The following is a 23735-nucleotide window of genomic DNA, read 5'->3' on the forward strand; positions in this document are numbered from 1 at the left end:
TTGGATCGTATGTTTGGTCATTTGCCCATCCGAAAATTTTTCTATGCCGCATCCATCCTCAGCGTGTTGGGGATAGAAGGCCTTGGCTACTTTTACCCCCTGGCACGGCTGGCCTATGTGGCAACCCTGCCGGTCATCGCCCTTGGCATTCGGGATGTGCTGCAAACCCGGCATGCCATTCAGCGCAACTTCCCGGTAATTGGCCACTTGCGCTTTTTAATGGAATCCATCCGCCCGGAAATTAACCAGTATTTTGTGGAATCCGATATGGATGGCACCCCCTTTAACCGAGTGAAGCGCTCCAATATTTATCAGCGGGCCAAAAAGGAGTTAAACACCACCCCGTTTGGCACCAAAAAAAATGTGTATGAAACCGGTTACGAGTGGATTAATCACTCCCTCAGCCCGCAAACCCCAAGCGCAGAGGTAACCCGCATTCAAGTGGGCGGCCCCGATTGCAAGCAACCCTACTGGGCTTCCCTTTTTAATATTTCAGCCATGAGTTATGGTTCCCTGAGCCGTAGCGCCATATTGGCCCTGAACAAAGGGGCAAAGGCCGGTGGCTTTGCCCACAACACCGGAGAAGGCGGCTTAAGCCCCTATCATCTGGAAGGGGGCGGGGATGTGATCTGGCAAATTGGCACCGGCTATTTTTGTTGCCGAAATATTGATGGCACCTTTTCGGAAGAATTGTTCGCTCAAAAATCCAATATTGAAACCGTTAAAATGATCGAAATCAAGTTGTCGCAAGGGGCTAAACCCGGCCATGGCGGCATTTTGCCCAAAGAAAAAATAACCCCGGAAATCGCCGAAATCCGACTGGTCAGCATGGATGAAGACGTGGTATCACCGCCTTCTCACAGCGCCTTTAGCACCCCTCGGGGTCTGGTGGAATTTATTGCCCGACTGCGGGAGCTGTCTAATGGAAAGCCCATTGGCATTAAACTTTGCCTGGGAGAAACCTATGAATTTCTGGCCATTTGCAAAGCCATGGTTGAAAGCAAAACTTACCCTGATTTTATTACCATTGATGGCGGGGAAGGCGGAACCGGCGCAGCGCCGCTGGAGTTCTCCGACTCTGTGGGGACGCCCTTAAACGACGCATTGGTTTTTATACACAATGCGCTGACTGGTTTTGCCATTCGGGACAAAATTCGCATTATTGTCAGTGGTAAAATCACCACCGGGTTTGACATGATTTCCAAAATCGCCATGGGGGCCGATATGTGCAATTCCGCCCGAGGAATGATGTTTGCGCTGGGATGCATTCAGGCCCTGCAATGTCACGCCAACACCTGCCCCACCGGAATCGCCACCCAAGACCCGGAACTCATCAAAGGGCTGGATGTGGAGCATAAATGGAAGCGGGTTCAAAATTTCCATGCCGCTACCTTGCATAGCTTTCTGGAGTTGCTGGGCGCGGCGGGCTTCACCAATCCGGGCGAGCTGAAACCCCATCACATTCAACGCAGAATCAGCAGCAGCGAAGTGCGGAATCTCGCCCAGTTGTACCCCTCTCTGGAATGGGGGGCGTTGCTTCAAAACCAGATACCGGCCGCTTTCTCTGAACCCATGAACCGGGCTTGCCCCAGCAGTTTTTCATCAATAACCGAAACCAAAAAAACGTTTATCCTGAATACCAACCTGAAGTTAATCCCGGACACCCACTAAAAAAACGCCTTGAAGAAAAGCGATTAAGGCGCATTCAGCATTTTTTGAAGTCGACCTTCCGCGTTTTGGAGCATTTTTGCCACCAATGCGGTTTCCGGCATGTTTTTCCAGTATTTTTTGGGCATTTGAGACAACATGGCCCTGGTTTTAATGCGGGCCGGGTTAAAGGTATGCTCATAATAGGTCAACCAATAGCCCTCCACCGAATCGCTTTCGGGATACAGTCCACTTGGGGGTGTCTCTGATAATTCGGATAAGGTCAAGGTATTTCTATCCCAATGGGCGCAGCGATACGGGGTTAAAATAGACCAGCGCATGTTTTTAAAACGGGTCTGAAAAAAAGGCAACGCCAATTCCAGCGAATAATGCTCTGGCTCATACCAGCTCACAAAGTGGGCCTCGCCTGCCTGCTCCACTTCCCGAAACCGTAAAAACGCCTTGATTTTGTAAGCGTCACGCTGAACCGCTTTGATCAGTTGATTGAAGTGCATCACGTCATCATCGGTTTGCAACTGCAGCAAATTTTTATTTTCAAACGCCAGACGCCACAACAGTTTGTACAACAAGCCATAACGATTGGGATCCCGGTGGCAGGCAGCAATGGCCGCCTGATTTAAAAACGCTTTGGGTACAAAAACCGGCGACGCTTCACCCGAATCAGAGCCGGGGGCCAACTCAAAATGACGGGGCGCAAACAAGCTGGGTGTTTCAGAGTCTCCAGCAGTCTTCCATGTCACTTGATGCGGGTGGATTTTGTCCTGTAGGCACTTTCGAGCCAAGCAGCGCCATTCCTCAAAACCCGGCAAGGCCTGAATCACTTGCAAGGCCATAGCTAAGCCCTGTCCTGAAACAAGTTTAACTGAACCGGCTTAATCAAACGCTCAGCCAGATTGTGCTGATCTAGCAAAAGGCGATGAGGCCGATAATCAGACACCAGAACAAACGGCTTGATTTTCTCCAAAGACACACGCAGTTTAACCAGATCCGCCCAGCCAACGGGATGATAGCGGCGAATGCCGAGGATTCGGTTCACCGATCGCACCCCAAGACCGGGCACTTTTAATAATAAATGCCGCTCCGCAGTGTTTAAATTTAAGGGAAAGAGATGCCGATTTTTTAAAGCCCACGCCAGTTTGGGATCAAAAGCAAGGCTCAACATGCCATCCCCATCGGTGCTATCCAGCAAATCGCTCAGGCTAAACTCGTAAAACCGCAACAACCAGTCCGCCTGATACAATCGATGCTCCCGAATCAAGGGGGCCGGTATCACCGGCAGCCTGTGGCTGGCATCCGGAATGGGGCTAAAGGCGGAATAATAAACCCGGCGCAACTGGTAACGACGATACAAGTTCACACTGGTGGTTAAAATACCTTGATCGTTGGTACTGTCCGCCCCAATGATCATTTGCGTACTTTGCCCCCCCGGTATGTAGCGTGGCATTTTAATTTCGGAGCGGCCTTCCAAAATTTTGGACTGAAAACGCCCCATGGCATTGGTGATTTCATGCAGCTTTTTTTCGGGGGCGTAAGTGTTTAAAGACTGCTGGGTGGGCATCTCTATATTAATGCTTAAACGATCGGCATACCATCCCGCCTGCGTTTGCAACTCTGGTGAGGCGTTGGGAATGGTTTTCAAGTGAATGTAGCCTTTAAACCCATGCACCTCACGCAGGGATTTCACAATGCGGATTAAAGCCTCCATGGTGTAATCCGGGGTTTGGATGATGCCAGAACTGAGGAAAAGCCCTTCGATGTAATTTCGCTTATAAAAATTCAGGGTTAAATCAATCACCTCCTGCTCGTTAAAGCGGGCCCGCTGCACATTGCTGGACACCCGGTTGATGCAGTAATGGCAATCATAAATACAATAGTTGGTCATTAAAATTTTCAGCAAAGACACACAGCGGCCATCCGGGGTAAAACTGTGACAAATACCCGTGCCTCCGGTGAGAGAGCCTATGCCATCGCCGCCTTTTTTAGCCTCTCGACGCCCCGCCGTGCCAGAAGCGCAGGAGGCGTCATATTTGGCGGCATCCGCTAATATTTCCAGCTTTTTTTGCAGGGGCTCCAACATGATTTGACTTTCAGGTTAATGGCATCCATTACTAAGCATTGAATCGAATTTTCATTCGATTGTCAAGCCTCATCCACAAAACCTTGCGCCGATCAACGTGGTGTCAGCTCAAAAAGCTGGGCCGCATTGCCTTCCCTTTAAAACACAGTCAAATTCAAATCAAAATTTTGATCCGTACAAAAAACAGGCTGCTTGATTAGAAATGATTGACTTCAATTAAAAACAGATTGCCCATTAACCTCATCAGCAAAAATTAATTGAAACAGCTCAGCTTCAAACAGCTTTCAGCAGAATTTACGGTTTTATGATTTTGAGACTGCGCACTTGTTGGCGAACAATCAATACACACACCCATTATTAGCGGCACAAAAAGGGTTAGAGCGAAGCGCCGGAACCCCATTGCTATCAATTACATTTTTATTAGCAGAGATTTGCAATGCCACAATGTCCGATATATTATTCAAGAGAAAACATCATGGAATGGCAGTGAGCGCTTGGAACGGAGCTTGGCAAAAAAATGACAGACACCCACTATTTGCCAACGCTTGCCCATCATGAAGAAAAGCAAAATCCTTCTTTAAAAAAATCAAACAAAAAAATAAAAAAACTGTTTGTCATTAATTCTAATCTGTACGTTCGGAATTATTTACAATCAAACGTTTTGAATCCCCTGGATGATGGCTCATTGTATTTTATAGCCAACCAAAGCATGGTGACCTTGACGGACAGCCTTGAAAGCCTTCCCAATTTTTTAGGTTTTTTTCATTACGATGAACCGCAGAATCAAAAAAATCTGTTATTTTCACTGGTTTTAATGAATCATCACCGGAAACGCTCCCGAACGTTTGATTTCAAGCTGGGCATACAACGCTATAAACTCAGTAAACTCTGGACCACCCGGAAAATAATACGCCGTAAAACGCACCAGCGATTATTCAAGCTGTTCAATCAATTTTTACCCAAAAAAATCGCCCATAGTATGGCCTTGCGAATCAGCAAGCCTCTGCGAATGGTTGGTTGTTTGGCAAGCCCAAAAACCAACCCGGCATTGAAACATCGATTCCTGGCTTTGCCCGTTCTGATTTCTTTTTATCGGTTCTGGTTTGAGCAAAGCACGCCGCCTAATGCGGCACTGGAAAAATTAATTAAAAACCTGAAGCCCGATCTGGTTCTTTTCCCATCCAACGCCATTAATCCTGTGGGAAATGATTTAACCCGACTACAGCGCAAGCACAATTTTAAAACCCTGTTTCTAATTGATAACTGGGATAATCTTTCCAGTAAATCCATTTTTATCAATCAGCCAGACTATCTCACCGTATGGGGCGAGCAAAGCAGGGAACACGCAACTAATATTCATGATATTCCCCCCGAGCGGGTATTTTTATTAGGTACGCCCCGATTTGATCATTATTTTGAAGCCATGAAGCACCCACTGGAAAGCCCTTATTCATGCCCTTACATCCTCTATGTGGGGTGCCAGATTCCCTTTGATGAATTGGGCAGTTTAAGTATTCTGGATGAATCGCTGGAAAATCTCTATCAACAAGGGCTGCTAAGCGAACCCCTTAAAATTGTTTATCGCCCTCACCCCTGGCGACTGCCCCGGAACTGCCCGGATCTACTGGACCCCAAGCGGTTTAAGCATGTCATTGTGGATGAGCAATTAAAGACACACTATTATCAGTACAATCACAAAAAAGATAAAAACATATTCCAGCCCGCCCTGGAATACTACCCCAGATTGCTGAAAAATGCGCAATTTGTGATCGGCCCTCTCACCACCATGTTGCTAGAGGCCAGCCTGTTTCAGAAGCGTGTTCTGGCCCTTGCCTATGATGATGGTATTCACTATACCAACCCCAAAAACGCATTGCGGCATTATCTCCATTTTGAAGGCATTACAGAACTACCCGCCATGACTTTTGCCCATACCCAGGATATGACCCGATCTCATTTTTCAGACCTCATTCTAAAAGAACAGCCCGTTGACTGGCTTTTACACAAACAGAAACTGGACTATTATCTTTTTCAGGATGAACAACCTTATGCAGAACGTCTTAAAACGCTGGTCCATCAAATTAGTGAGGCTTGGCCTGCTGAATGAAACGTATCGATTTTCAAAAACCAAACTCAAAAAAAGGCCACAGGGCATGAGTAAAACGCCCCCTAAAACAGTCCTTTTTTATAGTGTGAACACCCTGATGAACACCCCCAATTTTGCGGCGGAGCTTGAGATCATGGCCAAGCACCACGAGGCCGGAGACGAGGTGAAAGTTCTCCATTGCAAGGGAACTTTAAAATCCTGCCAAACCAACCATGATCATGCGCTCAGCACCTGTTTTCGATGTAAATCGCTTTTTGAGGATGGCATTCGTAAAATCGGGCTGCCCGCATCGGCGTTAATGACACTGCCTGGCACCCATGGTCCCACGCTTTATCTCCCCGAACACTTTGCCGATTTGGAAACCTTAAAAGCCTTTGCCATAGATGATGTTGATGTGGGGGCTTCCGTCTCTTCATCATTAATTTCCAAGGTTAAAAATCACAAACTGAATCCGGCCCATTACCAGTCGCTCATTCAAAGCAAACTGCGAATGGCGTTGCATGTGTATGAGGCGGTTAATCAGGTTCTGGATGACGTTCAGCCCGATTTGGTTTATTTTTTCAATGGCCGTCTGGCGGAATCCCGCCCAGTGTTGCGAAGCTGCCAAAAACGGAATATCGCCTGTTTTTCAATTGATCGGGCCGGAGAGTTTGGCAAATATAATCTGTTTGAAAATACCTTGCCGCATGATCTGGCCTTGAACAAGAAAAAAATGGCGGCCTTATGGCAGCAAGCCGATCTCAAAATAAGAAACGCGAAAGGCGCACAGTGGTTTGAGCATCGACGTCTGGGTAAAGATCAGGGAAAGCGATCTTTTACAAAAAATCAAACTCAAACCCTATTGCCAGAAGGCTTTGACCCCACCCTCCGCAATATCGCCATTTACAACTCCTCGGAATATGAGTATGCCACCATTAAAGGCTGGAAAATGCCCATTTACGCCGATCAGAATGACGCTATTCTAAAGCTGGCACAAAGCCTGCTGGAGACAGATCCCACTATTTTTCTGTGGGTGCGCGTTCATCCCAATTTAAGCAAGGGCACCAATGTACAAATGCAGGAACTCCGGCATTTGCAGGCGTTAAATCTGCCCAACCTGGGCATTATTTTCCCGGAAAGCCGGGTAGATAGCTACGCCTTGATGGACGCTTGCGAAAAAGTGATCAGTTTTAGTTCCACCATGGGCGTAGAGGCTGGATACTGGGGGAAACCATCCATTTTAATTGGCCATGCTTTTTATGAGGATTTAGGATGCTGCTATCAAACTCACAGTCATGAGGAAACGCTGGCCCTGATCCGGAATTCCGACTTGCCCAGCAAACCCCGAGAGGCGGCGATTCAATACGGGTATTATCAACATGCCAATGGCTATTCCTATAAACGCTTTGAACAAACCGGTTTCCACGAAGGCTTGCTGGATGGAAAGCCTTTACTATCGGCAGACAAAACGCCAGCAGGGTACCTGTATTTTAAAGCCTTAAAACGAATAGACCAATTACGCAGTCGAATCGCAAGCCTTTAGCCCAAAAAATAAAAAAGCAAGAGATAGAGGTTCAAAAAATCATAAAATCAATTGGCCATTGGCTTCAAACGTTTACCTGGCATCAGCAATGCTGACACTTTTTTCTGTCACAAAACTTTGAAGTGTGTGCCATCAAACCTTTTCCCTTAAAACGCACAGCAATGAAAAAGTACTTTTAAAGAATGTTTATGTTAGCTTAACTACTCGTATTGACTCTGGTTGAATGAGATCGGTTGATGTTTAAAGTTCGGGTTTCTACCTGAGTAACAAGGATTGCCACATGAAAAAAAGAGAGTTCGTCATTGGTTCTAAAGTCGTAAATGATGCCAGCGAGTGCTTTGTGATTGCCGAAGTCGGCCACAATCACCAGGGCAGCGTTGAAATGTGCAAGGAAATTTTTAAAGCCGCAAGAACCAGTGGGGCCAGTGCGGTCAAGCTTCAGAAGCGGGATAATAAAAGCCTTTATACCGCCAGTTTTTATGACACCCCCTACAATTCTGAAAACGCCTATGGGCCCACCTATGGTCTGCATCGCGAGGCACTGGAGTTTGGGGAAGCTGAATTTCGTGAGTTAAAACAGTACGCAGAAGAACTGGGGCTTGTCTTTTTTTCCACGGCCTTTGATTTTAAGAGCGCCGATTTTTTGGCCAATCTTGATATTCCTTGCTACAAACTGGCTTCCGGGGATATTACCAATATTCCCTTGCTACAGTATGTGGCTAAAATCGGAAAACCCATGATCATCAGCACCGGCGCTTCCACCATGGAAGATGTACAACGGGCTCATGACGCCATTATGCCCATTAACCCGCAACTGGCCATTTTGCAATGTACCGCCAGTTACCCTTGTGGCTTTGGTGAAATGGATTTGAACGTGATTAAAAGCTACCGGGACGCTTTTTTAGAGGCCACCATTGGTTTGTCCTCACACGATAACGGCATTGCCATGGCGGTAGCCGCTTATGTACTGGGCGCCCGTGTGATTGAAAAACATTTCACCCTCAATCGGGCCATGAAAGGCACCGATCACGCTTTTTCCCTGGAACCCCAAGGCATGAGCAAGATGGTTCGGGATTTAAGCCGGTTGCGCACAGCGTTGGGCAGTTCCGAAAAACAGATGTTTGATTCTGAAAAAGCGGCCCGTGGCAAAATGGGCAAGAAAATTGTGGCCGCTCGCCCTTTACCGGCTGGACATTTGCTTCAGGAAGGCGATTTGGCTTTTAAATCCCCCGGAGACGGACTGGCACCGTATTACGCCTTTGAACTCTACGGCAAAGTGCTAAAAACGTCGTTGCAGGAAGATGAAGAAGTTTATTTCGAGCATGTAGAAGCCAGATCCTCTGAGCTGGTGGCCGGATAGGTCATTTTTCCGACAAATCACAAGTCCCCGAAGGAGAGCCGACATGACCCTGTTGTCGTTACATAGCCCTGACCTGTCAGCCGCTAGCGTGGCGTTGGTGGTGTTCGATTTTGATGGCGTTTTTACCGACAATACCGTGTGGGTCACCGAAGACGGCAAGGAGTCTGTGCGGTGTTGGCGTAGCGATGGCTTAGGGCTGGAAAAGCTACGGTTGAGCGGATTGCCGGTGTGGGTACTCAGCACCGAAGTCAACCCAGCCGTAGCTCACCGCTGCAAAAAGCTGGGGCTGCCTGTGCAACATGGGCTGGCCAATAAACAGGAAGCCCTGATAGCGCTGACCCAAAAGCTGGGTGTGCCCTTGCTAAATACGGTTTATGTAGGCAACGACATTAATGACCGGGGATGTCTTGAAATAGCGGGCTTGCCCGTTGTGGTTCAGGACGCGCACCCGGATGTTCTGCCGCTGGCCAAATACCAAACGCAGCGAGCGGGGGGATTTGGCGCGGTTCGAGAGGTTTGCGACTGGTTGATGGCCAATCGGACGGAAGGCCCTGTCACTTTAGCATCCTGTCCGGTGGGGTCCTAAGCCATGAGCGAGGTATTGGCGCAGTTTCAACTAAAGGAAGAACTTGCGGTTGTCACGGGCGGTTTTGGCAAACTGGGCGCTATCTGGACCCAGACGCTACTGGAAGCGGGGGCTGTGGTGGCCGTTCTGGATCGACCCGGCGTGACGCCTTCCGGTTCGCAACAAGCCCTGCAAACCCGGTTTGGCGCTTCAATACTTCGCTTTTACGAGGCGGATGTGACCGATAAGGCGTCTCTCAAAAACGTTCGGGGGCAAATTGAATCGGATTTTAATCGTCTAGCAGGCATTCTGATCAACAACGCCGGAATCGATCAGCCCCCCCAGGCGGGAAAAACAGCCTACCTGCAAGACATCCCCGCCGAGGCGTTCGCCAGAGTTCTGGAGGTCAATATCACCGGGGCTTTTTTGTGTATGCAAGTGTTTGGGGGAGCCATGCTGAAGCGGGGTGGTGGGGCCATTGTGAATATCGGCTCTCTCTATGCCTCGGTGTCCCCGGATGCCCGGTTTTACGATCATTTGTCCAGTGATGCTGAGCCGCCCTTTATCAAGCCTCCGGCATACGGGGCTTCCAAAGCGGCGTTGGTGAATTTGACCCGGTACTTTGCCACCCATTGGGGCCCTCAGGGGATTCGAGTCAACGCCTTATCCCCCGGTGGGGTGGAAGGCGGACAGGATGCGGCCTTCCAACAAAAATTTAACCACCGTGTTCCGCTGGGGCGAATGGCCAACGCAGCAGATTTAAGCGGCCCCTTCCTGTTTTTGGCCAGCAAGGCCTCGCAGTATGTAACGGGCATTGAATTAAAAGTTGATGGAGGATTTACAGCATGGTAAGCAGCCAGGCGATGCCCATACTGCAGGATTTCAGTTTTGATTTCCCCAGACAGTGCCTGCATTGGATTCACAATGCTGAAGTGCCTTCGGAATTGTTGGTGGATAAATACAATCCCGCCTCTGGCTTGGTTCTTACCCAGCTGGCCCGTGGCAGCCGGGTGGAAGCAAACCTTGCCATTGAAGCCGCTGAACAGGCTTGGGAAAACTGGAGCCAAACCCCGGTCATTTCCCGAGCCAACCTGCTGCGGGAAGCCACTTTGCTCATGACAGATCGCCAGAACGAAATCGCTCAAATTATCGCGCTGGAAACAGGTCGTTCCCTCAAAGACGCCCTGGGCGAAGTAGGAGCGGCTATTGAGCAGGGCTTTTTTATGTCCGGTGAAGGGCGTCGATATTTTGGACGAACCACCACCAGCGCCATGCCCAATCGTTCGGCCATGACCCTGCGCCAGCCAGTTGGGGTTTGCGCCCTGATTGTGGCCGCCAATACCCCCATTGCCAACGTCACCTGGAAAGCGTTTCCGGCCCTTTTGTGTGGCAACACGGTGGTGATGAAAGCCTCCGAAGACACCCCGTATACCCCCGTATGGTTTGCCCGGATTTTAAAAGAAGTGGGTTTGCCAGCAGGCGTATTTAACGTGGTTCAAGGGCTGGGAGAAGAAGCGGGCGCCCCGCTGGTAGAAGATGAGCGGGTTGATTTGGTGAGCTTTACGGGCTCTGTAAGCGTGGGCCGATGGATTCAAAAAACAGCCGGAGAACGACTGGCCAAGGTGTGCCTGGAACTGGGCGGCAAAAACGCCATGGTGGTTTGTGAAGACGCAGATCTGGAAAATGCGGCCCAAATGGCGTTGCTGTCCGCCTTTTCCAATGCGGGGCAACGCTGCGCTTCGGGCAGTCGCATCGTGGTACTGGACAGCGTTTACGAGGCGTTTAAAACCCGTCTGCTTGAAAAAACCAAAGCCTTTCGCATGGGCGTATCCGAAAGCGATGACGCCGGCCCGGTGATTAACGAAGCCCAACTCAACCATATGCTACAAGCCGTGCAGCAGGCCAAGGCCGAAGGGGCCACCGTGTTAATTGGCGGAGAACGCATGCGGGATGAGGCCCATGGCGGGGGGTATTATATGGCCCCCACCATTTTGGAAAATGTATCCCCGGATGCGGCCATTTCCATGGAAGAACTGTTTGGGCCGATTACCACCCTGTACCGGGTGAGTAGCTTTGCGGAAGCCGTTGCCCTGAATAATCGCTCTAATATGGGTTTAACGGCCGCCATCCACACCGCCAACATGCACCGGGTGCAGCGATTTATTGAGTTAAGCCGCACCGGGGTGGTTTCCGTTAACGGCCCCACCTACGGCAGCGAACCGCACATGCCTTTTGGCGGTTTGAAAAATTCCGGCAACGGTTGGCGAGAGCCGGGACCTGAGGCGCTGGATGTGTATTCCGAGGTGAAAACCGTTTATATCAAATACGATCCCGCCCTAGTGTAAGTGTAAGAGGAGACAGGCATGCCACAGACCGTTTGCCAGCCGCTGGAATGTCTGGCCCTGATCCCGGCTCGGGGAGGCTCCAAGCGCATTCCCAATAAAAATATCAAGCCATTGGCAGGGCATCCTTTGTTTGCTTATACCATTGGGGCGGCGCTGGATTCGGGTGTTTTCAAGCGGGTGATTGTCTCCACCGAAAGCCCTGAAATTGCCGCTATCGCCAAACAGTACGGGGCAGAAGTCCCCTATCTTCGACCGGCTTTGCTGGCCAGCGATCAATCCCCCGATATTGAATGGATTCAGGAATTGCTCAGCCAATTGCAGGCGCAAGGCGAAGGCGCGCCCTGTTTTTCCATTCTGCGGCCGACCAGTCCCTTTCGCACCCCGCAAACCATTCGCCGGGCCTGGGAAGCCTTTACCGCCGATGGCCAGGCCGATTCACTGCGAGCGGTGGAACCCTGCAATGAGCATCCGGCCAAAATGTGGCAAATGGCAGGCAACCGCATCACCCCCGTGATCCGTAACCCCGATCCCACAGGCACTCCTTGGCACAGTACACCCTATCAGGCACTCCCCCCCATCTTTGTTCAAAATGCCAGCCTTGAAATCGCCTGGACACGGGTGGTGCTGGAAGAAGGCTCCATTGCGGGCCAAACCATTATGCCCTTTTTCAGCGAAGGCCACGAAGGCTTTGACATCAATCAGCCCAAAGACTGGGTGGTTGCTGAATACCTGCTGAGTCAACATCAAGTTTCACTGCCCAATGTAAGGATTTGCGTATGAACCCGCTGACCTATATTCCCGTTTCCGAAATTCGCCGAGTCCGGCAAGCACTGAGCCAGACTTCACCCCAAGAAGCCTGCGCCATTCTGAGCGACCTGTTTCGTATTAATACGCTTTACATGATTGCTCGTGCAGGGTCTGGACACATCGGCTCCAGCTTCAGTTGTCTGGATATTTTAACCTGGCTGTGGCAGCAGGAAATGAACGATCCCAACCAGCGGGCATCGGGGGATCTGTGCTTTTCTTCCAAGGGTCATGATGCGCCGGGACTGTATGCCCTGATGATCGGCATGGAAAAGCTGGATTCCAAATACCTGCATTTGCTGCGTCAACTGGGCGGACTGCCCGGACATCCCGATGTTAAAACCCCCTATATCGTCACCAACACAGGCTCTTTGGGCATGGGCATTTCCAAGGCACGAGGGATGGTGACTGCCGATCGGCTCAACGGCGTTAAACGCCAGATTTATGTGATTACCGGCGACGGCGAATTGCAAGAGGGTCAATTCTGGGAGTCTCTGCAACCCACCGCCAACGGCCACTTTTCCGAAATCACGGTGATTGTGGATCACAACAAAATTCAATCGGATTTATGGGTGAAAAACGTCAGTGATTTAGGCCATCTGGAAGAGAAACTGCGGGCCTTCAATTGGGAAGTGCGCCGGTGTGATGGCCACGATTTTGAGGCACTGGGGCAGGCCTTCTCCCATTTCAAAACCATTCAGGATCGCCCTCAAATTTTGATTGCGGACACCCTGAAAGGCAAAGGCGTTTCCTTTATGGAGCCTCATCAACTGGGCGAGTTCGACTTGTACGGGTTCCACAGCGGCGCTCCCAGCGTTTCCGACTACGAAAACGCATTGGCCGAATTGCTGCAACGGGTCAACCAGCGCCTGCAAGCAGCCCATATTGATGCCGTACAAGTAGAAACTGTGGAGCGTCCGGTGCGATTGGCCCCCCAGTCCCCTCAAAAACTGGTAAAGGCGTACGGGGAAGCGCTGGTTGAGCTGGCCCGCGAGAACCCTGATATTGTGGCTTTGGACGGGGATTTGATGCTGGATACGGGATTAATTCCGTTTAAAAACGAGTTTCCGCAACGGTTTGTGGAATGCGGCATCGCGGAACAAGATATGGTGTCCATGGCTGGAGGGCTGGCCTTACAGGGGAAAATTCCGGTGGTGCATTCCTTTGCTTGCTTCCTGTCCACCCGGCCCAACGAGCAAATTTACAACAACGCCACAGAGCATACCAAAATCATCTACGCCGGCTCACTGGCTGGCGTAGTGCCTTCCGGCCCCGGACACTCCCACCAGTCGGTGCGGGATATCTCCATTCTGGGATCGATTCCGGGACTGACCCTGATAGAGCCTGCCAACGAACAGGAATCAAAAATGAGCATTCGTTGGGCGGTGGCAGAAAACACCCACAGCACCTATATTCGTCTGGTTTCCATTCCGGTGGATACCAACTTTGAGTTGCCAGCGGATTACCGACTCACGCAAGGGCAGGGCGTGGCGTTGTGTGAAGGGAATGATGCCGTATTGTTTGCCTACGGCCCCGTGATGTTGACAGAAGCCCTCAAAGCCTCTCAACAACTCAAAGCGGAAGGCATCAGCCTGAAAGTGGTCAACCTGCCCTGGCTGAATACAGTCGACCCCGATTGGCTGCAAGCCATGGTGCAACCGGTGCGCATGATTTTTACGCTGGACAATCATTACCGCACCTTTGGACAAGGCATGGTGATCGGGGCCAGCCTCATGCGGCACAGTAGCCACAAGCCAGTGATCTCCTTTGGACTGGATCAGGTACCGGCCTGCGGACTCAACCACGAAGTGCTGGCTCATCATGAACTGGACGCCAATGGCTTGACCCGAACCATCCACCAGCACCTGGCCAGCGTACTGACAGCCCCAGCCTGACTTTAAGCAGCCCCCCCTTTCAGGAGCGCACCTACCGCCCGAGCATGAACGTTTGATGAGAGAGCGTGTGAACAAGATGTCGACCCATTTATTACCCAACCTATCCTCCAATTCGCTGAATGAGCTGGAATCGGAAGCCATTGAAATTTTTCGGGAAGGGGCTGCCACCGGCATCAACCCGGTGCTGATGTATTCGATTGGCAAGGATTCCTCGGTGTTGCTGCACTTGGCCCGAAAGGCGTTTTATCCAGCCCCGCCGCCATTTCCCTTGCTGCATGTGGATACCACCTGGAAATTTCGGGAAATGTATGAGCATCGTGAGCGGGTGGCCGCCGAAAGCGGTTTAAGACTGATTGTGCATGTGAATGAAGAAGGGGTATCCAGAAACATCAACCCCTTTACACACGGCTCATCCTACTATACGGATGTGATGAAAACCGAAGGGCTAAAGCAGGCTTTAAACCAGCATGGCTTTGACATCGTGTTCGGGGGCGCTCGGCGGGATGAGGAAAAATCACGGGCCAAAGAGCGCATATTCTCGTTTCGATCAGCGGGCCACCGATGGGATCCCAAAATGCAGCGCCCCGAACTGTGGACGCTTTACAATACACGCTTGCGAGCGGGTGAGAGCTTGCGGGTGTTTCCGCTCTCCAATTGGACTGAGCTGGATATCTGGCAATATATTTACCGGGAAAATATTGCCATTGTGCCTTTGTATCTGGCCCAAAAGCGTCCGGTGGTGCGGCGGGGCAACCTGCTGATTATGGCGGACGATGATCGCTTGCCTCTGGAATCTGGTGAAACCCCGGAAATGCGAATGGTTCGATTTAGAACCCTGGGTTGCTATCCACTGACCGCAGCCGTGGAAAGCACGGCCACCACACTGGAAGCGGTTATTGCCGAAACGCTGGGCGCCCGTTCCTCAGAGCGACAAGGCCGGTTGATTGATCACGATCAGGCTGGCTCCATGGAGAAAAAAAAGCAGGAGGGCTATTTCTAATGGCCATGATCTCGTCTGAAACCAAAACACCGGAACTTCCCGAAACCCTGATGAATCCTCACCCCCCGCAATCCTTATTGCGTTTCATCACCTGCGGCAGTGTGGATGATGGCAAATCCACCCTGATTGGACGGCTTTTGTATGACGCCAAAGGCATTTTTGATGACCAGCTGAAGGCCTTGGAAAGCGATTCCCGGCAGTTTGGCACTCAGGGCCAAACCATGGATTTGGCGTTACTGGTGGACGGCTTACAGGCCGAACGAGAGCAAGGCATTACCATTGATGTGGCCTACCGTTTTTTCGCCACCGAGCAGCGCCGTTTTATTGTGGCCGACACACCGGGGCATGAGCAATACACCCGCAATATGGCCACCGGAGCCTCCACCGCTTCTCTGGCCATTATTCTGGTGGATGCCCGCAAAGGGGTACTGACTCAAACCAAGCGCCATTCCCGAATTGTCTCCATGATGGGCATTCAACACGTGGTGCTGGCGGTTAACAAAATGGATCTCATGCACTTTGATCCCACCGTTTTTGAAACCATCGTGGCGGATTATCAGCGCTTTGCCAGCGCCCATTGCGCGTTTCAATCCATTCAGGCCATCCCCATTTCCGCGCTAACCGGCGATCTGGTGATGACCCACAGCGCACAGATGCCCTGGTACTCAGGGCCGAGCCTCATGCGTTATCTGGAAACGGTAGAGGTAACCCCCACCGCTACCCAAACGCCTTTTTGCATGCCGGTGCAACTGGTGAACCGGCCCCACCTGAATTTTCGGGGATTTTGCGGGCGTATCGCTTCCGGTAGCGTCCGTCCGGGCGATGCGGTTAGAGTACTGCCCTCCGGGCGTGAAACCCGCATTGCGGAAATTGTGGACTGGCCCCACAACCGGGACGAAGCCCATCGAGGAGATTCGGTAACCTTAACCCTGAGCGATGAAGTGGATGTCAGTCGGGGGGATGTGATTGTTGCCAGCGAGCATCTGCCGCAAGTGGCCGATCAGTTTGAGGTGCGCTTAATCTGGATGTCGGAAACCCCCATGTTGCCGGGGCGGAGCTATCTGGCCAAAATTCATTGCAAGGAAGTCACCGCCACCATTACCGAAATCAAGTATTTGGAAGATATCAACACCGGGGCGCATTTGGCGGCCAAACAGTTGGGGCTGAACGAAATTGCGCTGGTCAACATCAGCTTTAACCAAGCTGTCCCCTTTGAACCCTACGCCGTGAACCGCACCCTCGGCTCCCTTATTCTGATTGATCGCCTGAGCTTTGAAACGCTGGGGGTGGGCATGATCGATTTTGCCCTGCGGCGGGCTTCCAATATTCACTGGCAGGCGCTGGAAATTAACAAGCAGGCCCGAGCGGCCCTGAAAGCCCAACGGCCCCGATGCGTCTGGTTTACCGGGCTTTCTGGTTCTGGCAAGTCAACGCTGGCCAATCTGGTCGAAAAACGACTGCATGCCGATGGCAGGCACACCTATATTTTGGATGGTGATAACATTCGCCACGGCCTGAACCGGGATCTGGGCTTTACGGCTGGCGATCGGGTAGAAAATATTCGGCGGGTGGCGGAAGTCTCCAAGCTGCTGGTGGATGCCGGACTGATTGTGCTGGTGGCCTTCATTTCCCCTTATCAGGCGGAACGCAGGCTGGCCCGAGAATTATTTGAACCCGGTGAGTTTGTGGAAGTGTTCGTGGATACCCCGCTGGAAGAGTGTGAGCGCAGAGACACCAAGGGGTTGTATTCCAAAGCACGGCGTGGCGAGTTGAAAAATTTTACCGGCATTGACAGCCCCTACGAGTCTCCCCAAATCCCGGATGTGCATGTTTATAACACCGCTGGCTCCGTTGAGTTATGCGTACAGCAAATTATGGATACCCTGCATTAATTACGCTATTCGCTGAATGACGCCACTCGCTTAGCGTAGGAACGCGTTGCGAAGTACCTGCGTTCCCTTAAAAATAGCGACCGTTTTTTTAAATCCGGCATTTTGATAAGGCGCCAGCTTCCATTCATAATTCTTATAAAAAAAGCCCCAATGGGCTATAAACGCTTTGCTGCTTTTTATCCTGTTAGGTATACAATGAGCCCACTATTAAATGCTTAAATAAAGCGAATGCTTGATTTAAGAAAGGGCAAAGTGACAAAAACCACCACCGCAGAACAAAACTCAGCACTGTCCACAGCGAACAAAAAGCATCAGCACGGTGGCTTGGGGGTTATCCCTTCCATCAACCAAACTGAAAAACCGGTGATCCCGACCTTTCGCCAACCAACCCGAGTCATGGGAGGGCTGGTTACCGCGATTGGACTGGTCGGCGCTTTGGGATATTTTGTGGAACTCCCCTGGCTGCAAGCCCTCTACGAGTTTAGTGCGTATGAACCATCCCTGATTACGGTTGGCTTATTATTTCTGGGCGTAGCCATGCTACTAAGCACCGGAAGTGATCCACAAACGTCTCCAGAATCCCGATGGTTGAAACTTGTTCGTAACGTTTCCTTGTTGATTGCAGGGGGCATTGGATTTTATTTTGTACTACTGGATCTGGCCAGTGAACATTTTAATTTATTAAACCTATTTGCCCGAAACACACCGGATACCACAAGTTCTCCTTCATTTATTTCGGCGTTATGCCTGCTAATAAGCGCTGGCGTTATTTATGCCTTCAAGCGCTATTGGCGTTCGCAAATTACCGTGGTGTACCTGGTGGGTTTACCGGCGCTTTTTGTATGGAACCTGAGTTTAATAGGCATTTTTAGCTATTATTACGACTTACCGGTGCTATATAACTTTAATATGACCTTGCCCGATACGGTGGTTTATTTTCTAGTCAGCATTTTCACTTTAATCAGCACAATCCCGTATCAGGGCATACTGCACCCCATCATTTCTCCCATTCCCAAAGTACGCTGGATTGTGTATGCGGCCATTGCCATTGGTTTATTCATACTGGCCTATGGCATTAATAGCATTGCGCAACTAATTGAACCTCGCAGGCTTTTAGAGGAACTGGCCTACAGGCGCTCTTATGTCAGCTTTATTCTGGCAACCATTACGGTTGCCATCCTCACCAAAGCGCTGGCCTTGCGGGCCGCCCAGTACTTTAATCAGGCGGCGTGCCAAGGGCTGCAACAGTCACAAGGCATCGAGCGGGAACGGGTCATCCAGCAAATCCTCCAGGCCGTGCGAAGTTCGCTGAACTTGGTAGAAATTTTTGAAAAAATTGTGAATGAGCTGGGCATCAATCTCGAAGCGGATCGGTGCTTCATTACCCGTTATCAATTCGATTCAAAACAATTATCCCCTCCCAGCCGAGAGTATCTTTCCTCTGATGATTTGCCTTCCATGATTGGCACCCAGCAACAATTATCCAAAGCACCAGAGTGGTTAGAACAACTGGTGGCCCAAGCCAAACCCATTGATTTTGATCCAGACACCCCCGGCTTTTACCCGGAAATTACAGCCTACCTGAAAACCATTCAGGTTCAATCCGGGGTGGGGTGCGCCATCACCTATCAGGGAGAAGTGCTGGCCATTCTATTTTTGCACCAGTGCCATCAAAAACGTAGCTGGACCACCGAGGAGAAAAAATTAATTCAAACCGCGGCGGGACAACTTGGGGTTGCCATTCACCAGGCCAACCGTTATGAGGTATCCAGGGTTCAAGCCAATCAGCAAAAAGGGGTAGCCGAACTGAGCCAAAGAGGACTGCTGGGTGTGGATTTAATCATCCTCATTGATCAGGCCGTCGAACTCGTGGCAGAAATATTAAAAATGGAATACTGCAACGTTTTAGAATACCGGCCGGAACAAAAAAACTTTAAGCTGGCATCCGGGCATGGCCTGCAACACGGGCTAACACGGCATGCCACTGTAGATGCCAACCTGGAGTCGCAAGCGGGCTATACGCTGGCTTCTCATAAAGCGGTTGTGGTCAATAATTTTGAGTCAGAAACCCGCTTTACCGGCATGCCATTTTTACAGGATCATCGCGTAATGAGTGGCATGACCGTTACCATTTATGGCTACGCCCATGAGAAACCGTATGGCCTTCTGGCGGTTCATGCCAAAGAACCCCGTTGGTTCTCTCAGGATGACATCCACTTTGTGGAAGCCATTGCCAACGTATTGGGGATGGCCATTAAACGAAAACAGACCGAAAGCAATCTTCAAAGCTCCAGAGAAACCGCCAAATCCGCCCAAGTGGAGGCGGAATCTTCCAGAGAAGCCGCCAAATCCGCCCAAGTAGAGGCGGAATCTTCCAGAGAAGCTGCTAAAGTTGCCCAGATAAAAGCGGAATTATCCAAAGAAGAGGCTGAAGCCGCTCAAGCCATTGCCGAAGCAGCTCAAGGTATTGCGGAAGCGGCGCAGGCAGACACAAAAACCATCAATGAGGCTTTGGCCGCTAGCGAAAATATGTTAAAAAAATATGCCGCTGACCTGGAACAAAGTAATCTGGATCTGCATCAATTTGCCACCATTGCCTCCCACGATTTGCAGGCCCCACTGCGTAAGGTGAGAATATTCATTGATCAACTCAAGCAAAACGAAGCGGAAATATTAAAAGCAGAAAGCCAGGATCTGATCAACCGGATTCAAAAATCAGTAGAGTCCATGCAGGATTTAATCAATGACTTGCTGGCCTTGTCTCAAATCGCCAAAGGCAAAAAAGCTTTTGCGCCGGTGGAGCTGAACAACGTGCTGCTGGAAGTCAAGGCCGATTTATCGGGGTTGATTCAGGATAAAAAAGCACAAGTTAAAATAAGCCCTATGTGCATGGTGCAAGGCGACGCCGACCAGTTACGACAGTTGTTCCACAACCTGATTGAGAACGCGCTGAAATTTCAGCCAGAGGGCAACCTGCCAAGAATCAGTGTTACAGCCAACCTCAGTGAGGAGGATTGCGAGATTCAAGTCAAGGACAATGGCATTGGATTTGATCAAAAGCAGGCAAACCGGGTTTTCAATATTTTTGAACGTTTGCACTCCAAAAGTGTTTATCCAGGAACGGGCGTAGGCTTAGCCATTTGCAAACGCATTGTGGAGCGTCATCACGGCAGCATTGAGGCCACCAGTGAGCCTGGAAAAGGCACCACTTTTCTGGTTAAACTACCCTTGTCTATTGCCTAGCACCGTTCAGGCGCCACTCTAAAAAAATCACCTTGGCGGCCCACCCAAAGGGATTGATTGATGGCACAATGGCGCATACTAAGTGTTTGATGATCCAGAAGTGATCCACAGCTCAGCAGCCCCTGCAAAAATTTTCCCAATAAAAAAGGGCCGAAGCCCTTTCAAAATTTTTGGAGGCGGCACCCAGATTCGAACTGGGGGTGAGAGTTTTGCAGACTCCTGCCTTACCACTTGGCCATGCCGCCGTTCTTCCGTTAACAATAGGCTGAATCGGCCCAAAAATCAAGTGTAGAGACGGAAAATTTCAAACGTGCCGCTCAGCCACTCAAACAGATGTATTAAAAATAAAACATCAAAATATTGCCCATGGAAAACTTGAAATAAAAAAACAAACAGACTGGCATTGATTGCCAGCCTGCTTGAGCCTAAAGGCGGAAAAGTTTTAATGGAAAGGTATTTAATGCACCGGGGCCGTGGCCTCATCCAGCACAGCGATACCTGGCAGGGTTTTCCCTTCCAGAAACTCCAGACTGGCGCCGCCGCCGGTACTCACATGGGTATAGCGTTTGGGATCGATGCCAAACTGCTCAATGGCCGCCACCGTATCGCCGCCCCCCAAAATGCTGCGGGTTTTTCCCGATTCGGTGCAAACAGCAAGCGTTTCAGCCACTTGGCGGGTTCCTTGCTCAAAAGCCGGGAACTCAAACACCCCCAAGGGGCCATTCCACAGCACCACCGGGCTTTCGCTCAAAATATCGGTTAAGCGCTGAATGGATTTAGGGCCAATATCCAGCCCCATCCAGCCATCGGGAATAGCGTCGGCAGAAACCACCTGATGCTTGGCATCCGCCTTAAATCCGTCGGCCACCACAATATCTTCAGCCAGTACAATTTTGGAGCCGCCTTTGGTCAACAGGGTTTTGGCCATCGCCACATAGTCATCCTCTACCAAAGAGTTTCCCACCGGCTTGCCCTGAGCCTTTAAAAAGGTAAACAGCATGCCGCCACCAATCACCAAATGGGTCACTTTATCCAGCAAATTTTCCAGCACGGTAATTTTGGTGGAAATTTTACTGCCCCCAATCACAGCGGTTAAGGGTTCAGAACTGCTCAGGGTTTCCGATAAGGCCTTGATTTCCCGCTCCATGAGCAAGCCAGCCACTTTGGGTTTCAGATGATGGGCAACTCCTTCGGTGGAGGCATGCGCCCGGTGAGCGGTGCCAAAGGCGTCATTGACGTACACGTCCCCAAAACGGGCCAGCTTTTGGGCCAGTTCAGGATCATTCTTCTCTTCTCCCGGCTCAAAGCGCATATTTTCCAGCAGTAAAATGCTGCCATTGGGCATGGCCTCAATGGCTTGGGCAATCTGCTCAAATTCTTCAGAAACAGACTGGGTATTGGCCACAATTTTTGTTTCGGGCAATAGTTCCTGCAAGCGCTTGGCCACCGGCCCTAGTGAAAACTCGGCGGAAGGCTTGCCTTTGGGACGGCCCAAATGACTCATGATTACCACCTTTGCCCCCCGGCTGGTCAAATAGTCCAGGGTGGGCAACGCTTCCCGAATCCGGGTGTCATCCGTAATGTCCAAACTGTCGTTCAGCGGAACGTTAAAATCTTCACGCACTAAGGCCCGTTTTCCGGCCCAATCCTGAATATCCTGAATGGTTAATTTTTTCATGGGTAATATCCACCTTCCAGGCCATTGTTATAAATGACCCCGTTTTACAAACACTGAGAGAGATTGAATCGCAAGGCCAACTAGCCCAACATTTCCTTCAGCAACTGGTTCACCAGTTCCGGGTTGGCGGAGCCTTTGCTTTCCTTCATGACCTGGCCCACAAAAAAGCCAAACAACTTGTCCTTGCCCGCCCGATAAGCTTCTACATTGGCAGGATTGCCATCAATCACCTTCTGAATCAGGCCCCTTAAAGCGCCTTCATCCGAAATTTGAGCCAGACCTTTTTGCTGAATCAGGGCCTCAGGCTCACCACCCAGCTCTAGCAATTCAGGCATTAATTTTTTGGCCATGGCGGAACTAATCACGCTTTTGTCCACAAAATGAACCAGGTCGGCCAACGCCTTGGGAGACAGCTTGGTTTCAAAAATGGAAACTTTGTTATTTTTAAGATAGGCGGTGATGTCGCCCTGAATCCAGTTGGAAATGGCCTTGTAATTATCCGTATGCTCAGCGGCCAACTCAAAAAAGTCGCCCATTTCCTTAAATTCAACCATCACCCCGGCGTCATAATCGCTCAGACCAAAGCCGCTGATCATGCGGGCATAACGCTGGTGGGGCAACTCTGGCAGGGTTTGACGCAAATGCTCAACGTACTCATCGGCAATGGCCAACGGGCGCAAGTCGGGATCGGGGAAATAACGGTAATCATGCGCTTCTTCCTTGCTGCGCATGGTTTTTGTGGACTGAGTGGCTTCATCCCACAAACGGGATTCCTGGGTAATTCTACCGCCCGATTCAATAATCTCGGTCTGCCGGGCCACTTCAGACTCAATGGCCCGCTGCACCGAGCGAAAGCTGTTCATGTTTTTAATTTCGGTTTTGGTGCCATATTCCGTAGCCCCATAGGGACGAATGCTCACGTTGGCGTCACACCGCATGGAGCCTTCTTCCAGGTTGCCGTCGCACACATCCAGATAGCGCACAATGTTGCGAATTTGCTGCATGTATTCACGAGCCTCTTCCGCCGAGCGGATATCCGGCTCTGACACCACTTCCACCAGCGGACAGCCCGCCCGATTCAGGTCCACCAAACTATAATCGGAATTCGCCAGGCCCATGGCACCGGCATGCACCAGCTTTCCGGCGTCTTCTTCCAGATGCGCTCTCAACACACGCACTTTTCGCCCGTTGGAAAGGGTAATGGTGCCGTGTTCACAAATGGGGAAATCGTACTGGGAAATCTGGTAACCCTTGGGCAAATCCGGGTAAAAGTACTGCTTGCGGTCAAACTTGGTAACTTTGGCGATGGTGCAATCCAGCGCCAGCCCCAATTTAATGGCGTATTCCACGGCCCGCTCGTTTAACACCGGCAAGGCTCCCGGCAAGCCCAAACAAGGGGTGTCAATGTTAATATTGGGCTGATCTCCGAAGGCATTGGGACTCGCGTCGAAAAGCTTGGAGTCGGTTTTTAGCTGGACGTGTACTTCCAGACCGATCACGGTTTCGTATTTAGCGGGTGCTTGAATGGCCATTCGGGATGGTGCCTCCTATTTAACAGGTTGTAAGGCCCCATTATACC

At 50.6% G+C, this 23735-nt stretch carries 16 protein-coding genes and 1 tRNA gene; 12 read left to right on the forward strand and 5 right to left on the reverse strand.

The window, feature by feature from the left end; all coding sequences use genetic code 11:
• The first annotated feature begins 9 nt into the window (after nucleotides 1-9).
• Nucleotides 10-1671, forward strand: a complete 1662-nt coding sequence (locus tag ACEW81_RS12005; RefSeq protein ID WP_373533227.1) for an FMN-binding glutamate synthase family protein — start codon at nucleotides 10-12, stop codon at nucleotides 1669-1671.
• Between the two features lie 23 nt (nucleotides 1672-1694).
• Here the strand turns inward: ACEW81_RS12005 and ACEW81_RS12010 are convergent, their stop codons facing one another.
• Nucleotides 1695-2501, reverse strand: coding sequence for a TIGR03915 family putative DNA repair protein (locus tag ACEW81_RS12010; protein ID WP_373533228.1), 807 nt, complete (start codon nucleotides 2499-2501; stop codon nucleotides 1695-1697).
• A 2-nt stretch (nucleotides 2502-2503) separates the two neighbouring features.
• Entirely contained in the window at nucleotides 2504-3745 is a 1242-nt protein-coding gene (locus ACEW81_RS12015) for a putative DNA modification/repair radical SAM protein (RefSeq protein WP_373533229.1), read from the reverse strand.
• A gap of 718 nt (nucleotides 3746-4463) precedes the next feature.
• Between ACEW81_RS12015 and ACEW81_RS12020 the strand changes: the two genes are divergently transcribed.
• The 11 genes from ACEW81_RS12020 (at nucleotide 4464) to ACEW81_RS12070 (ending at nucleotide 20478) form a co-directional block, all read left to right on the forward strand.
• Nucleotides 4464-5852: a hypothetical protein gene (locus ACEW81_RS12020; protein WP_373533230.1), complete on the forward strand. Its 1389-nt coding sequence runs from the start codon at nucleotides 4464-4466 to the stop codon at nucleotides 5850-5852.
• Nucleotides 5853-5898: 46 nt separating this feature from the next.
• Complete coding sequence (locus ACEW81_RS12025) at nucleotides 5899-7374, forward strand: capsular polysaccharide export protein, LipB/KpsS family (protein ID WP_373533231.1); 1476 nt, start codon at nucleotides 5899-5901, stop codon at nucleotides 7372-7374.
• A 280-nt stretch (nucleotides 7375-7654) separates the two neighbouring features.
• Complete coding sequence (locus ACEW81_RS12030; protein ID WP_373533232.1) at nucleotides 7655-8734, forward strand: N-acetylneuraminate synthase family protein; 1080 nt, start codon at nucleotides 7655-7657, stop codon at nucleotides 8732-8734.
• A 43-nt stretch (nucleotides 8735-8777) separates the two neighbouring features.
• On the forward strand, nucleotides 8778-9320 hold the full coding sequence (locus ACEW81_RS12035) for a KdsC family phosphatase (protein WP_373533233.1): 543 nt from the start codon (nucleotides 8778-8780) through the stop codon (nucleotides 9318-9320).
• A 3-nt stretch (nucleotides 9321-9323) separates the two neighbouring features.
• Entirely contained in the window at nucleotides 9324-10151 is an 828-nt protein-coding gene (locus ACEW81_RS12040) for an SDR family oxidoreductase (RefSeq protein ID WP_373533234.1), read from the forward strand.
• Entirely contained in the window at nucleotides 10145-11644 is a 1500-nt protein-coding gene (locus ACEW81_RS12045) for an aldehyde dehydrogenase family protein (RefSeq protein ID WP_373533235.1), read from the forward strand. Before ACEW81_RS12040 ends, ACEW81_RS12045 begins: the two co-directional genes overlap by 7 nt.
• Nucleotides 11645-11662: 18 nt before the next feature.
• Nucleotides 11663-12424, forward strand: a complete 762-nt coding sequence (locus tag ACEW81_RS12050) for an acylneuraminate cytidylyltransferase family protein (RefSeq protein ID WP_373533236.1) — start codon at nucleotides 11663-11665, stop codon at nucleotides 12422-12424.
• On the forward strand, nucleotides 12421-14343 hold the full coding sequence (locus tag ACEW81_RS12055) for a transketolase family protein (protein ID WP_373533237.1): 1923 nt from the start codon (nucleotides 12421-12423) through the stop codon (nucleotides 14341-14343). The genes ACEW81_RS12050 and ACEW81_RS12055 overlap by 4 nt, the downstream gene beginning before the upstream one ends.
• A 76-nt stretch (nucleotides 14344-14419) precedes the next feature.
• On the forward strand, nucleotides 14420-15343 hold the full coding sequence (gene cysD / locus ACEW81_RS12060; RefSeq protein ID WP_373533238.1) for a sulfate adenylyltransferase subunit CysD: 924 nt from the start codon (nucleotides 14420-14422) through the stop codon (nucleotides 15341-15343).
• On the forward strand, nucleotides 15343-17235 hold the full coding sequence (gene cysN, locus ACEW81_RS12065; RefSeq protein ID WP_373533239.1) for a sulfate adenylyltransferase subunit CysN: 1893 nt from the start codon (nucleotides 15343-15345) through the stop codon (nucleotides 17233-17235). The genes cysD and cysN overlap by 1 nt, the downstream gene beginning before the upstream one ends.
• Nucleotides 17236-17487: 252 nt before the next feature.
• Nucleotides 17488-20478 (forward strand): GAF domain-containing sensor histidine kinase, encoded by a 2991-nt coding sequence (locus ACEW81_RS12070; RefSeq protein WP_373533240.1) that lies wholly within the window; start codon nucleotides 17488-17490, stop codon nucleotides 20476-20478.
• 171 nt (nucleotides 20479-20649) lie between these two features.
• Here the strand turns inward: ACEW81_RS12070 and ACEW81_RS12075 are convergent.
• From ACEW81_RS12075 to gatB, 3 genes are all read right to left on the reverse strand, one after another.
• Nucleotides 20650-20723, reverse strand: a tRNA-Cys gene (locus ACEW81_RS12075).
• Nucleotides 20724-20935: 212 nt separating this feature from the next.
• Entirely contained in the window at nucleotides 20936-22156 is a 1221-nt protein-coding gene (locus ACEW81_RS12080; protein ID WP_373533241.1) for a phosphoglycerate kinase, read from the reverse strand.
• Between the two features lie 80 nt (nucleotides 22157-22236).
• Nucleotides 22237-23688 carry an Asp-tRNA(Asn)/Glu-tRNA(Gln) amidotransferase subunit GatB gene (gene gatB / locus ACEW81_RS12085; protein ID WP_373533242.1) on the reverse strand — a complete coding sequence of 484 codons (1452 nt, stop codon included), beginning with the start codon at nucleotides 23686-23688 and terminating at the stop codon, nucleotides 22237-22239.
• Nucleotides 23689-23735 lie beyond the last annotated feature (47 nt).

The sequence above is a fragment of the Vampirovibrio sp. genome (genome assembly GCF_041737375.1).
In the GTDB taxonomy this organism is placed as follows: domain Bacteria; phylum Cyanobacteriota; class Vampirovibrionia; order Vampirovibrionales; family Vampirovibrionaceae; genus Vampirovibrio.